Source organism: Novosphingobium mississippiense, from assembly GCF_044029535.1.
Classification (GTDB): domain Bacteria; phylum Pseudomonadota; class Alphaproteobacteria; order Sphingomonadales; family Sphingomonadaceae; genus Novosphingobium.
In genome coordinates, this window is the sequence record NZ_CP147001.1 from 716,189 (window position 1) to 729,058 (window position 12,870).

A 12,870-nucleotide genomic window follows, 5' to 3' on the forward strand; every position below is an offset into this window, starting at 1 on the left:
CGTCAGTCGTCCGACAGGCCCGGATTCTTCTGGGCGAGGACGACGTCATCGCCCTGACCGATCGGTCCCTTGGTCTCGACGCTGGCGGTGCCCAGGTCGATGGTTTCGCTTTCCTGTACCATGTCACTTCCTCGTCTGACGCCGCGGAATTGCGGCAGAGCAATAGTGACGTGATTCGTGGATTATAAAAAATTTATAATAAAAATATAAAATAGACGTTAGTTATTTTCGTTGCATCAATACTGTATTCTTTGCAAATGAACCGGTTTTAATGGTCTGATTGTTAGTTGTTGATGCTGTATTCCGGTTGGAATAACGGCGGTCGTGGAAGTTGTTTTACGGGCGGGAAATCAATCCTCCAGGGTGCCTTCTACTGTTTGCGCCAGGACAAGATCGCCGTTCACTCCGTAAGGTCCCTTGGTCTCGACGCTGGCAGTACCCAGGTCGATCGTGTCGTTTCCTCGCTCCATTTTCGTTTCTCCTCTTTGTTTGCCGCATGCATGCGGCACAAAAGGATGTCCCCTTTTGAAAAATATAAAAAATTTATAATCGATTTATAGAATTGATATTGGATCGTGGGTTGTGCCGGCGATTTTGTAAATCGTTGCCAGAATTTCTCTCGAATTTCCAAGGCGGCGCGCGTGGTACTTGCGAAGTTCAGTTGTCAGGGTCCCGGACTTTAGGGCGATGGATTCGCAAATACCGTCAATTTCGGCAGAAGCATCGCCGAACAGCAGGTGTTCGGCCGCGCGCGCCGCCATAAGGCGGTCGTTCGCCGATGCAATCTGCGCGACGATTTCCGCTCGGGCCGACTTTTGCGCGATCGCTGCGAACAACGAGGCGGCGTCGCTCGCCGGGGTTTGGGCGAGTTGCGCCCTGTCGCGTTCTCCCTCCTTCCAGCCGGGAGACGCGACAGCGATGCGCAGGACCTCGAAGGTCCAGCGATAGAGCTCCATCAGCGTCGTCTCGGTCATCACCGGCAATTGGAAGCCGGTATTCTTGCGCATTTCGACGACCCTTTCGCCCGCGAGGCGGAGCAGAGCCTCGCGCACCGGCGTAACGCCGGCGGTAAGACCAGTCGCAAGCCGGATGGGATCGAGCCTTTGGCCGGGGGCGATCGATCCTGACAGGACAAGGCGCTTTACCTCCTCGTAGGCGAGTTCCGCTCGGGTGCCGGCATTCATAGGGACTGAACCTGATCAGCCGACCAGGCAGCGAGGGCTTCCGCCTGGTCCGGACGGAGCGCATCGGTAGCGCCAGGCAGGTCGAAGGGCTGCTGGCTGAGCAGGACCGACGGGCACAGGCCTTCGTAGTTTCCAAGATTGGGCCGATGCTGCGCGTAGCCGACAAGCGCTGCCAGTTCGGGCGAGAATCGCCTGGCAATGGCTGGCGGATAGGCAAGCCATTGGTTCTCGTAGGGCTTGAGCCAGCCAAGGCAGTAACTGACGATCATGCCGCGACGGATCTGATCGCTTCGGTTGGCGCCGGCGCCATGCAGGGTCGAGCCCAGGAACAGCAGGGCATCTCCCGGTTGCATGTCGATCGCGATGGGACCCTCGTCAGTGTCGGGCCGGAGCGCTGCAGGGCCGTGGCTTCGGGGCCATACGAGGGTTGCGCCGTTTTCCTGCCGGTAACTGGTAAACGGCCACATCACGTTGACAAGGTATTCGACTTCACCAGTCACGCCGCGCCACATGTCCTGATCGCGGTGCGGAAACTGCGGCGGCGCGCCGGGATGGAGGGCAAGGCCCTGGGTGAGGTTGAGCTGGATGGTATCACACCACGGCGAGAGGATTTGCCGGATTGCGCCGAGGATGGCCTCATGCTGGACGAACCGCTCGGCGAGAGGGGAGCGCAGCAGCACGCGGCCAAATCGCTTGGTGCTCGGTCCGTAGAAGTCACCGTTGCAGAAAGGCGTGGTCTCGAACGCAGGTGCAAGGCCGACATCGAGGGCGTTCACGAGATCGGGGTCCACGATCCCTCGCAGCACTGCGTAGCCGTGCGCCTTGAGGTCCGCTGCTATGAGCGTCGAAAGATGGCTCGCTTTGGCCGGTGCAAGATCAGTGGACATGGGCAATCTCCCTGGCGGGCTGGAGTGCAGATATTCCGCTGCGTTCAAGAAGGGCCGGCGTGTCGGCGTCGATGTCGATGATCAATGCGCCGATGCGTGAGCGGCCCCAATGGTGGATCGGCCCAAGCGGACGGCACCGCCATCCGAATTCGAGAATCTGCTGCAGCCAGGCTTTCTCGGCGATGCCGGTGTACTGGGTGATCCCGTTTTCCAGCGCATGCTCGACAAGGGCGTGAACCAGCTCATTCCTGACCGCACGCCGCTCGGTGCTGGTCAGACGCGGGTCGAGGCAGAACCGGGATATCTCCCTGCAAGTCGGCCCCCGTGGCACGCCGTCCCTGCACAGCCAGGGAAAGATGGAGTCGAGCAGATGCGGGGTATGGGTCGGCAGCAGTCGTGCCGATGCCCGGTGCAGCGATTGGCCATTGGCGAGGACGATGTACTTGGCCTCAGGCGTGTCGAATTGGTCGAGTTCATACTTCCCGGCTAGAGACGGAACATCCCATCCAAGGATGTCGATGAAGACGCGTTTGCGCGCCTCGAACATGCTTCGTAGGACGGAATGCTCCATCGCTTGTTGCAATTGGGAAATGTCGTGGATCACTTGGGCCTCCATGAGTTGGAGGCTGCAGCCTGAACTCAGGAGGGATCTGACTGTATCCTACAAGTGTAGGATACAGTCAGATGGGTACTTGGGCGTAACTGATCTCTCCACTGCGCAATGCGCGATAGGTGAGAGCGGCCCGGTCATGGACACCCAGCTTTCCAAAGCTTTCACTGACATGCTGCCTTGCCGTGTGCGGACTGATCCCGAGCATCCTTCCGGCCTCCTTGTTGCTCTTGCCCGCGGCCACGAGCCTTGCGATCTCGGCTTCGCGATTGGTGAGGAGCGGGGCGCGTGGCGGCATCGCAAGCAGGTGTGGATCGAGGAGTCGCCGCGCGACATCGAATGCATAGAGCCCGATCAGTTGCGCCAGCAGCAGATTGGGAGCCACCATGGCCCGGCCCGGCCTTACGGCAAAGGAGCAGGACCCCATGTGTTCGCCCGGCAGGTGGAACGGGACGGTGAAGCCATCGCCAATTCCGTGTTCCTCTGCCAGCGTGAAGATCTGGCGATCCTGGTCGCTGAGGGGAATGAAATCGCCGATCCGGCGCCATCGGAACCCGAAACCGGCGCGCTCGCTCGCCCGCTGGACCGGATCGGCCCCGCCAAGGCCGCTCGAATCGAAGAATTGGACCCATGCCTCGGGATAATTATGCAGGCGAACGGCTCCCGGCACTCGCCGCCTCCAATCGACATGATGGGTGAGTGCGAAATAGTCATAGCCGAGTTCGCGGGCAGTATGTGCCAGCACCAGATTGAGGTCGAAAAGATTTGCGGCTTCATTTGTCGAGCGCATGAACGCGCTGAACGTGTCGAAAATATGCATTGGCTGCATCGCCCCGGCACGGCGGTCCATGCCGCAGACTCGTGCCGGGCCGTCCTTCGTCACTTGAGGCATACGCCAAGCCGACCTTCATTTCGGCAAGGCGATGCGGTTTGGTCGCTAGTCGGTTCTAATACATTCGCCACGACGCGCAAACACCTAAATGTCTTTAAAGTGTCATTTTTCTTCTGCCATTCTGGCGAGGCTCTATGAAACGGTCCCCGCCGTCCGATATGGACGGGTGGCGCGATCCGGCATTCTACCAGGATTTACAGGGCATCGATCGTGCCGGGCTGATGTGGGAATGGCTGCGCCGCGATGCCGCCTACATCGAGTGGTATCGTTGCGCGAGCCACAGGACCAAGGGCCATGATGCGGAGGCGGCATTGCGGTGGGGGCTCCACTTTCGCGGAAGATCCACGCACGCCTGCGCCGGCCGCGCGGCTCATCTGGCATGCGCAGGTCGATCCCGGAACCCTGGTGGTCGATGCCGTGCCGGCGTGCCCGAATGATCCCGAGGCATTCGATCCCGCGATTCTCTCGCGGTGGCTGACCGTAGTCAGGGGAAACGATGGTTACGAACATGCGGTGCTGAGCGATGGTACGCGCCGTGTCAGGCTCGACGTCACTTCGGGAACGCTGCGGGGCGGCCCGGTCATCCTGCGTTTCGAAGTTGCAGGCATGGCCTCGCTTGGCGCCAAGCTTATGCCACTGCGGAGGCTGGAAGCGCTTTGCAGAGGTGGCCGCTTCGTAGTTGCGCTGTTTCCGGCAGATCCGAGAATGAAGCACTGGCTGGAAATCCTGCGCGTCCATGACGCGCTTCAAGGGCGGGCCAGCCAACGCGAGATCGCGCAGGTCCTGTTCGGATTCATGACCCGCGAGGATGGCACCGAGGGCGCCGCCGATGCCGTCCGGTCCCGCGTGCGCCGCCGTGTGCGCCTCGCACGTCAGTTCGCGCAGGGAGCCTATCGCCAACTGATGAATGGCGCAGAGCATTAGAGCGTTTTCTAATCGGGTGGAATCACCTGATGACTCGGAACACGCGATAAACCAGAATCTTAGAGCAGTTGATCCGATGCAATCGGATCGAAAACTGCTCTTGGTCCGCGCCATTCTCCCTGGATGTCTGTTGATCAGGCTTCCTCGGTTGGGCCTGTGCTCTGGGTATTCCCTTGATCCTTGGATGCGCTTCTGGCTGACGCCGTGCGCTTTGCCTTGCCTGTGGCAGGTGCTTCAGACGGCTGCATGTCGCTCGCTGCTGCGGGCATTTCTGCGCCGGCTGTGGCCTCGACGGGGCCCGGGACTTTCTTCCTGCGACCGCCCTTGCTGCCAAGGCCGATCTCTTTCGCCAACGCAGCGCGTTTTGCCGAATAGTCGGCGCTCGTCATCGGATAGTCGTCGGCAAGCTTCCAGCGCGCACGGTATTCGTCCGGGGTGAGGCCATGCTGCCTCGCGAGATGTCGCTTCATCATCTTCTGCTTCGAGCCGCATTCGAGGCATGTGAGTGCATCCGCCTTGATCGAGGCTCGGATGGAGACGGCAGGGTTGCCCCTGTGCTCCGGCTCTGCCGGCTCAGGTTCCTTCCCGAGCGATGCCAGCGAACCGTAGACCGCCTCGATGAGCTGGGGGAGGGTGTCGACAGAAACGAGGTTGTTGCCGACGTGAGCCGAGACGATGTCGGACGTCAGTTCGAGAAGTTCTTCTTGGATCACTTTGCTGTGTTTCCTTGCTGTACCCGTGCAAACGTTTGTATTCCCGTTCTGGGTGCTGTAAAGTCCGTAAAAGCAGCGTTTTTCCAACGAGTTGAGCGCGCGAACCTTGATCCGGGGCGCGACGAGCGTTTCCGACAGTGTCCCTCGTCGATTCCGAAGCCAGTATACCACCCTGCGGCCTTGGAATAACCACCAGGTGTGACGCGGCTCACGAATACCGAGGAGCCGGGTTGTCTATGACGGCATCTCGCGGGCGCATCTTCACAGGATTCTTGAGGACTTTATGACCCTGGACATACTGCTTGCCGCCGCCGTCGACATGGCCGGAACCTCGATGCGGCTTATCGCGACCTGTGCGAATGTCGACACCGAGGTGCGTCGTTTGCCCAATGAAAACGCGATAGCCTGCGCCCGTGAGCTTCGACGACTTGCCGACGTCATTGAGGAGTTGTCGCAACGCTCACGTCTCTCGACCTGCGTCACTGAGGACATGCGTCATTTCGCCGACCGTCTGGTTGCGGCCTTGCTTCACTGACCTCTCGCCTGGTTCGTCGCTCCCGCGGGGGGCGCTCTGGAAAACTGGCGCTTGGCCCGACGCTGGGGCCGGCCCTGGCTGGCAGCCTTCACGACGCGGGTGGCCATGCGCGGGCTTTCCCTTCATGCCATGCAGTGCTTGCTGTGCGGGAATGCCGCTCATCAGTCCGAAAGTGGCGGTTCGCGGTAGAACTCGACCTGCATCTGCATCGGCCCGCCAACTTCCACGTGATGGATGTCTTCCGGGTTGATCTGGGCCGGATTGCCGGGCGTGACGGTGTGCACCGCATACGGCGCGTGAAACACCAGGTCGACGCTTCCCTGCAGCACGCGCAGCACGCCCCATACTCCGGGCTTGGTGCTGTGTTCACTACGGATGGCTGCGGGAAGGGTTTCGGCGTCGAAGACCGGTGTCGTCTTGTAGGGTAGGGGATCGCTCATGCTCGCTCCTGCCTGACGCTACCGTCGAGGCGGGCAATGCCTGCCGCGAAGTGCATGGGATCGTCCCGGAAGGTTAGGGACGGCGACGGCCAGGGGGTCGTTAGGCCGATCGCCGCTGCCGGGATCGGGTCGCACCTTCCGGCCCCCTGTTCCCTTCTGACGAAGGAGGTCAATATGAACGAGAGGGGCTGACGGGCAACTGCAAATTGGAGGGAGTCAGTCGGTAGGCAGCGTCCGCCCCACCGGTGCTGGGCCGGCAGGGATAATTGGTGATGGCGGATCGCGTCTGGAGGAACGTATTCGGGTGCAGCGGCGGCGTGGTTGGCGCTCTGGGCGCTGTTTCTGACCGAGCATCGTGTTGTTCGGCATCGCGCGAGCTGCAGAAGAACCGCTAGCGTCCCTCTATGGCATCGACACGCTCGAGCGCATTTCTCGGGACGAGGCGAGCTCCTCCCGGCATACCGCCCCGCTCTCCTGTCCGACGCGGGGGAATGGCAGGCGCGAGATAAAATCGAGGTCGGAGGAATCACGCTAACGTCTGCGGCGTAAGGGTATCCAGGGAGCGCGGATCGCGATCCCTTTGTCATGCCGGCGAAATGGGCTCTCATCTCTGAATGGTACCTGCGTCCCGTGGCTCCTCGAACCCTCGGGTCCGAACGCGGGAAGTCCGAAGCCGCAGAATGTGTGACGCGCGTCATGGCAGGGCGTACGGTCAGGCGCCGACGCGCCGGATAATTCGGAGTTGGCCACCAGGGCGGGGGGAGCGGTGCGCCTCGCGCCCTTCGGCGCGATCGTGCTCCATGCCCCTCGCCGAGGGCTAATCGCCCTGAGCCGGCTCGAGCGGCACCGAGCCCCGTGCCCGGGTCTCGACCTTGTCGGTGACGATCACTGGCGCGGGGGTGGCGGGCGAGCAGGCTCGCCCGGATGCGGGCGCGGGCGTCCTTCGTTCGCCCGCGGCGCTATTGGTGAGCCTCTCCCGGGCAAAGCCGGGGGTGGGCTCGACGCCCGTCTAGGCCCGCCCCCGGCCCCTGCAAGCCGCATGACTGCGGCTCCTCCACTTCGTTTCGGCCCTTGCCACCCTGCCGCTGCGCGGTAGGGATCCCGGCTGCGCGTGCAGGTGCCGCCTGAAGGCGGGCCTTGGCGGTCGTCCGGGCCGCCCACCCCCGCCTTTGCCGGGGAGGCCCATGGTGGGTTTTGGGCGGGTCTTGGAGGTGAGACATGCGCAGCAATCGCAAGGATTCGCAGGGGCGCGAGCCGCGAAAGAGGAAGGCAACGGGCAACGCCTCCCAGGCAGCCAATGGCCATACTGTAAGAAAATGCCAGCCATCGGACCCCAAGTGCCTTGTCGAGGCGAGCAAGCCTGTAATCCGCTACCAGTCTGCGACCGCAAAGCACGGCGCTGACAGGGCGTCGCTTTATGACGAGGTGACGACCCGCATAATCCGCGAACTCGAACAGGGCCGGGTGCCGTGGGTGCAGCCGTGGAGCAGCGAGGCCTGCGTGGGCGGCGGATCGGGTGCGCCGGTGCCGGGCCTTCCCCGCAACGCTCTGACAGGGCGAACCTATTCGGGAATAAACGTGCTGATCCTGTGGGGCGAAGTCATTGCGCGCGGCTGGCCTTCCCAAGGCTGGCTCACCTTCCGCCAGGCGCTCGGCCTTGGTGGCCATGTCCGCAAGGGCGAACACGGAACATGCGTCGTCTATGCCGATCGCTTCACGCCCGAAGCCGAGATGGAGCGCGCGCGCACGAGTGGCTGCGATGCCCGCTCCATTGCATTCCTAAAGCGTTTCACGGTCTTCAACGTCTCGCAGTGCGAGGGTCTGCCCGAAGAGCTTCCAACCCAGGCGGTCGCACTGCCCGAGCGCGAGATCGTGCCGGTGGCCGAGGCGGTGATCCGCGCAAGCGGCGTCGATTTCCGCATCGGCGGACCCAAGGCGTTCTATTCACCGGGCGCGGACTTCGTGGCTGTTCCGCCGCAACCGGCCTTCCACGATCAGGTGAATTATTACCGCACGTGCCTGCATGAGCTGTCCCACGCGACGGGCCATGCCTCGCGGCTCGGCCGAAATCTGACCAATGCCTTCGGAACCAGGGACTATGCCCGCGAGGAACTGATTGCGGAAATGGGCTCGGCTTTCCTCTGTGCCTAGCTCGGTATCGTGCCGACCGTACGCCATGCCGATTATCTGGGAGCGTGGCTCGAGGTGCTGCGCGAAGACAACCGCGCGATCTTTCGAGCGGCGTCACTGGCAAGCAAGGCTGCCGACTGGCTTTTGGCCCGCTATGAGAACGCTTGCGGCGCGGATGCGCCATCCGATCCAGACCCGGCATCGCTCGGCACGGGGAGGGCGGCGCAATGACCCTCCTGACCCGTTCGATACGCTCGATGTTGAGCGCAAATTTCGAGCATTGCATGGCAAACCCCCGGTTCGATCCGCTGCCGCTGGTCCGCCTGTTCAATCCGATGGGACGCGCGGTCTGGCTGGTGACCGAACTCTATGCCGATGACGATACCCTGTTCGGGCTGGCCGATCTCGGCTTCGGGTGCCCGGAACTTGGCATATTCTCGCTTCGCGAAATCGAGGCGATCCGCCTTCCCATGGGGCTCGCCATCGAGCGCGACATCGGCTTTTCGACCCGGCACCGGCTGTCCGTCTGGACCGAGGCCGCTCGACTCACCGGCTCGATTCCCGATGCTGCGTTGTTGCTGGACCGCCTCGTACATGAGGATCCGTCCGCGATCAGGCTTCTGCCCCGCTGAAGGGCGGATGACGAAAGGCGGGCGTCTCCCGCCAAACCTAAGCCGGTCCACCTTATCCCATTACAAACTCGGTGGACCGGCACTCACATCAGGAGTGCTATCCATGAAACTCGAATTCATCGCCTTGTGCAACCTTGTCGTCAGCAAATCGAATATGCGTCACGCCCGCAAGGCCCCCGATATCTCCGATATCCTGCCGACCGTCAGGGCGCGCGGCGTGATCCAGCCAGTCCTTGTACGGCCGAGCGGCGCGGCCAACGGAGCTGGTGCCAAGGAAGGTGGGAGCGAGGACGGTGGGACCGGGGAAGGTGGGGCGCTATACGAGATCGTCGCCGGTTGCCGCCGCTTTCATGCGGCGCTGGCCGTCGCCGCCGAACGCCTGGCGGCGTGCAGCGAGGCAGGCGAGCCCGAACCCGAAGCGGCCATGCTGCCGTGTGCCATTCTCGACGATGCCGACGACGCCAGCGCCATCGAAGCCTCGCTGATCGAGAACCTTGCCCGGCTTGAACCCGACGAAGTGTCGCGCTGGACCTGTTTCACCCGGCTGGTGAAGGAAGGGCGCACCGCCGAGGATATCGGACAGACCTTCGGCCTGCCGGACCTTGCCGTGAAACGCATTCTCGCTCTCGGCAATCTCCTGCCTCGCATCCGTGAACTCTACAGGGCCGAGGAGATCGACGCGGCAACGGTTCGGCATCTCACGATGGCATCCAAATCGCAGCAGAAGGCATGGCTGGCCCTCATGGACGATCCCGATGCCTACGCGCCGCGTGGGCATCAGGCGAAATCGTGGCTGTTTGGCGGGCAATCGGTGCCGACCGGCCACGCCCTGTTCGATGTCGAGGCGAGCGGGCTTGCCACCGTTGCGGACCTCTTCGGGGAACAGGCCTATTTCGTGGACGGGCAAGCATTCTGGTCGGCCCAGAACGCCGCGATCGAGGCAAAACGGGCGCAATTCCTCGAGGCTGGCTGGGCCGACGCCGTGATCCTTCCTCCCGAAACCCACTTCCATTCGTGGGAGCATGAGAAAATCGCCAAACGCAAGGGCGGGCGGGTCTATCTCGATGTGCGCGCCAGCGGGGAAGTCGTCATCCACGAGGGCTACCTCTCGCGCAAGGAAGCGGCGCGGCTCGCCAAGGCGGAAGCGGCTGGAGAAGGGGCGTCGTTTCCGTTGAAAGCGGACCGGCCCGAACTGACTTCGGTGACCCAGACGTACATCGACCTCCATCGCCATGCCGCCATGCGCGCCGCCCTGATCGATCATCCCGGCATCGCGCTTCGGCTCATGGTCGCGCACACCATTGCCGGTTCGCCTCTCTGGCGGATCGTACCCGAACCGCAGGCCGCCAAGAGCGATGCCGTCAAGGCAAGCCTCCATGACAGCTGGGCAGAGGCCGTCTTCGATGAGCGGCGACGCCCGGTTCTGGCGCTGCTGGGATTGCCCGATGACGAGCCGACCCTGATTGGTGGGTCTGGCTATGGAACGCGAGGGGGAGGCCGCGACCTGTGCGGGTTGTTCGCCCGTCTCGTCGAACTGCCCGATAGCACCGTGATGGAGGTCGTGACCCTCGTCATGGGCGAAGGGCTCGCGGCGGGAAGCGCGGCGGTGGAAGCGGTAGGCTGCGCAATCGGCGTGGACATGGCCAAGTGGTGGGAGGCGGACGATGCCTTTCTCGATACGCTGCGCGACCGCGAAGTCCTGCTGGCGATGGTTGGCGAGGTGGCCGGGAAGCTGGTCGCGCAGGCCAACGCGGGCGAGAAGGCGAAGACCTTGCGGACGATCATCCGCAATCACCTCGAAGGGGCTGGCGGCCGCACCAGGCGGGAGGCCTGGGTGCCGCGCTGGATGGCATTCCCGCCCGGCGCCTACACCGAACGCGGGGGTGTCGGCACGGTAGCCGCGCACGCGCTCGCCTTTGCCAGGCCGCAGGTCGGCGACGACGAGCCCGAGCGAATCGAAGGTGTCGATGGCGATGAGCGCGACTCGCCCGAGGTTGATGTCAGCGCTGATCCCGATTGCGACGTCGGTGCTGCACCGGCTTGCGAGGGGGATGGGCTGGCCGCCTGAAAAGATCGACCGGAGACGGATATCCCGCCTCCGGTCGATCCTCCTGCCGGCGCTGGAAAATCTGCGACGGGACCGCACCTTGAAAGGCGCGGTCCCGCCGCCCACACTAAAAGTTCATTGCCTGCCGCTAAACGACACGGCACGGCACCGCATTTACGAATGCGGGATCACGAGGACAGGGCCATGACCGAACTTCAAGCCATCGAAAAGCTGGTCACCCGGCTCTCCCCCGAGCCGGTCTGCGACGACTGCATCACCCAGACGCTGGGGCTTTCTCCGCTCGAAAACGCAGACCATGCGGCGCGCGAGCTGGCGGGTTCGAATGGCTTCGAACGCCGGAAAGACACCTGCAGCCTGTGTGGAGAAATCCGCCTCGTCACAAAGCGTCATTGAAGCGCCGACACAGGACCGCTTTCACGATGAAGTGTGTTTCCTCGATCAGGCCCGGCTAGGCCAAGCCAGGTCCGTTGCCCAGTTCGTCCCGGTGCCAGCGCGTCCGGCTGGCCCGGCGGATTGCTGTCCGGCAATTCTCGCACCTCCCGACATAGCAGAGGCCATCCCAGAATACTTTGTCCGATTCGGGGCGATGCCGGTCGAACCGGCAGTGCAGGGCCCGGAAAATGATCGATATCATATAAGAGTTGTCCTTCGATCTGCGTCGCGTCCCGCTCGGCCTATCGAGAGGACCGCCCATGAACCGAAGCTGTCACGCGCCGCCTGCGCGGGCTGGCGATACACTTTAGCGGCCTGCGAAAATGTCGCGGTCGACTTGAGGCCTGGGTTGCCGTCTGTCCGAAAGGACGGTCCGGCTCGCTAGTTGCGCGTCGGCGCCGTCCGGACATCGGCCGCTGCCTTCACCGAGACGGCCCAGGCCCTGAGGTAATGACCGCGCGTCTGGTACTGCTCGCCCGCCTAGAGGTGGACCATCGCAGCATGGCCAAGCGACTGGGATACTTCGGTAGCGGTGCAGACGCCCTTCTCCTCGAGTAGTCCGGTTATCGCGGCGAGCGTGCTGCCGAAAGCGAACACGGCATCCTCATCCATCGGCCTCTCCTGGTCGTGCTGTGGTCCAGAGAATTCTGCCTTTTGTGCGCTTGCAAAGCCAGTCCCTGCGGCGCGCAAGTTACGACTTGCCGCAAGCCTCATATTCCGTGGGTGCCGCTGCCGATCAAAGACGTTCCGCGCTGATGCTTATGGGCAGAGGCGTGGGTTCACCCGGGCCGAAGTTGAAACAGCTGGCGAGAAATTCTGCGCCGGGTACACTTCCGCCTATGGAAGACACGGACAGTGAGGAAGAAGCAGCGATCCTTCGCGCCATCCAGATCGCGACCGCGCCCGACGACGCGGCTTACTTTCAACGTGCGCGCGACCTGATCGAGGAACTCGGAGAGGGCGTCGGCCCGTATCTTGAAGCCCAGCTCGAACTGGCGCGAGTTCGCAATCAACACGACAAGGTGCAGGAATGGTTTCGCATTCGCAATTGCGCCGGAATGATCGTGAATAATGGGCATTCCATCACGCGGCAGTAACCGAATTAGCCTCTGCAGGTTCTGGTCGGTAAGCTGCTTAGTTGCGGCGTCCCTCGCGAAAAGCGACGGAAGCTACCACGGTTAGGATGAGGGTATCGGTAGGTTGGTCTTGGGGACAACCATCCGGCGGCGTCAGTTAGCGGTAGCTTTGACAGAAACGCGGTTTTGCAGGGTAAGAACCCGATTGGGAGAGCATTGTCTCCGCAGTAGGACGCCGGGCCAATTCCGGCTCCCGGCCACCGACCTGGAACGGTCGCACCTCTTCGAAACCATCGCCGATCGGCATATTTCCCCGCCCGCCAGAGCGGGCTCCTCGCGGCCGCTTC

Annotated in this window: 15 protein-coding genes and 2 pseudogenes; 8 read left to right on the forward strand and 9 right to left on the reverse strand. The window is 62.7% G+C overall.

The genetic code is table 11. The features are described 5' to 3' along the window. Positions 1-2: 2 nt before the first annotated feature. The 6 genes from WBP06_RS03370 to WBP06_RS03395 all read right to left on the reverse strand — a co-directional run bounded on the left by WBP06_RS03370 (position 3) and on the right by WBP06_RS03395 (position 3,531). Entirely contained in the window at positions 3-122 is a 120-nt protein-coding gene (locus WBP06_RS03370; RefSeq protein ID WP_395331851.1) for a benenodin family lasso peptide, read from the reverse strand. A gap of 228 nt (positions 123-350) precedes the next feature. Then, complete coding sequence (locus WBP06_RS03375) at positions 351-470, reverse strand: benenodin family lasso peptide (RefSeq protein WP_395331853.1); 120 nt, start codon at positions 468-470, stop codon at positions 351-353. An 84-nt stretch (positions 471-554) separates the two neighbouring features. Then, positions 555-1,184: a GntR family transcriptional regulator gene (locus WBP06_RS03380; RefSeq protein ID WP_395331855.1), complete on the reverse strand. Its 630-nt coding sequence runs from the start codon at positions 1,182-1,184 to the stop codon at positions 555-557. Then, on the reverse strand, positions 1,181-2,071 hold the full coding sequence (locus WBP06_RS03385; protein WP_395331857.1) for a phytanoyl-CoA dioxygenase family protein: 891 nt from the start codon (positions 2,069-2,071) through the stop codon (positions 1,181-1,183). The genes WBP06_RS03380 and WBP06_RS03385 overlap by 4 nt, the downstream gene beginning before the upstream one ends. Next, positions 2,061-2,672 (reverse strand): acyl-homoserine-lactone synthase, encoded by a 612-nt coding sequence (locus WBP06_RS03390; RefSeq protein WP_395334014.1) that lies wholly within the window; start codon positions 2,670-2,672, stop codon positions 2,061-2,063. Before WBP06_RS03390 ends, WBP06_RS03385 begins: the two co-directional genes overlap by 11 nt. Before the next feature lie 79 nt (positions 2,673-2,751). Further along, positions 2,752-3,531: an autoinducer binding domain-containing protein gene (locus tag WBP06_RS03395; protein WP_395331859.1), complete on the reverse strand. Its 780-nt coding sequence runs from the start codon at positions 3,529-3,531 to the stop codon at positions 2,752-2,754. A gap of 263 nt (positions 3,532-3,794) precedes the next feature. On the opposite strand from WBP06_RS03395, the pseudogene WBP06_RS03400 reads away from it, so the two are divergent. Together WBP06_RS03400 and WBP06_RS03405 are read left to right on the forward strand one after the other, a co-directional pair. Beyond that, positions 3,795-3,848 (forward strand): annotated as a pseudogene (locus tag WBP06_RS03400) (hypothetical protein); the annotation flags it as partial. 19 nt (positions 3,849-3,867) lie between these two features. Further along, positions 3,868-4,497: a DNA -binding domain-containing protein gene (locus tag WBP06_RS03405; RefSeq protein ID WP_395331861.1), complete on the forward strand. Its 630-nt coding sequence runs from the start codon at positions 3,868-3,870 to the stop codon at positions 4,495-4,497. A gap of 134 nt (positions 4,498-4,631) precedes the next feature. Here the strand turns inward: WBP06_RS03405 and WBP06_RS03410 are convergent, their stop codons facing one another. Further along, complete coding sequence (locus WBP06_RS03410) at positions 4,632-5,210, reverse strand: MucR family transcriptional regulator (protein ID WP_395331863.1); 579 nt, start codon at positions 5,208-5,210, stop codon at positions 4,632-4,634. Between the two features lie 283 nt (positions 5,211-5,493). Here WBP06_RS03410 and WBP06_RS03415 point away from each other — a divergent pair, with 283 nt between their 5' ends. Then, positions 5,494-5,745 carry a hypothetical protein gene (locus WBP06_RS03415; protein WP_395331865.1) on the forward strand — a complete coding sequence of 84 codons (252 nt, stop codon included), beginning with the start codon at positions 5,494-5,496 and terminating at the stop codon, positions 5,743-5,745. A gap of 161 nt (positions 5,746-5,906) precedes the next feature. Here the strand turns inward: WBP06_RS03415 and WBP06_RS03420 are convergent, their stop codons facing one another. Beyond that, a complete protein-coding gene (locus tag WBP06_RS03420) occupies positions 5,907-6,185 on the reverse strand; it encodes a DUF1971 domain-containing protein (protein ID WP_395331867.1) in 279 nt (92 codons plus the stop codon). Between the two features lie 1,365 nt (positions 6,186-7,550). Here WBP06_RS03420 and WBP06_RS03425 point away from each other — a divergent pair. From WBP06_RS03425 to WBP06_RS03440, 4 genes and pseudogenes are all read left to right on the forward strand, one after another. Continuing rightward, positions 7,551-8,546 (forward strand): annotated as a pseudogene (locus tag WBP06_RS03425) (ArdC family protein). Next, positions 8,543-8,947, forward strand: a complete 405-nt coding sequence (locus WBP06_RS03430; RefSeq protein ID WP_395331869.1) for a DUF2958 domain-containing protein — start codon at positions 8,543-8,545, stop codon at positions 8,945-8,947. Before WBP06_RS03425 ends, WBP06_RS03430 begins: the two are co-directional and overlap by 4 nt. A gap of 103 nt (positions 8,948-9,050) precedes the next feature. Next, the gene (locus WBP06_RS03435; RefSeq protein WP_395331871.1) at positions 9,051-11,015 is read left to right on the forward strand and encodes a ParB/RepB/Spo0J family partition protein; all 1,965 of its coding nucleotides are present in this window, start codon (positions 9,051-9,053) and stop codon (positions 11,013-11,015) included. A 183-nt stretch (positions 11,016-11,198) separates the two neighbouring features. Further along, complete coding sequence (locus WBP06_RS03440; protein ID WP_395331873.1) at positions 11,199-11,408, forward strand: hypothetical protein; 210 nt, start codon at positions 11,199-11,201, stop codon at positions 11,406-11,408. 519 nt (positions 11,409-11,927) lie between these two features. On the opposite strand, the gene WBP06_RS03445 is transcribed toward WBP06_RS03440, so the two are convergent. Then, positions 11,928-12,059, reverse strand: coding sequence for a hypothetical protein (locus tag WBP06_RS03445; protein WP_395331875.1), 132 nt, complete (start codon positions 12,057-12,059; stop codon positions 11,928-11,930). A 227-nt stretch (positions 12,060-12,286) separates the two neighbouring features. On the opposite strand from WBP06_RS03445, the gene WBP06_RS03450 reads away from it, so the two are divergent. After that, the gene (locus WBP06_RS03450) at positions 12,287-12,544 is read left to right on the forward strand and encodes a hypothetical protein (RefSeq protein WP_395331877.1); all 258 of its coding nucleotides are present in this window, start codon (positions 12,287-12,289) and stop codon (positions 12,542-12,544) included. Positions 12,545-12,870: the final 326 nt, after the last annotated feature.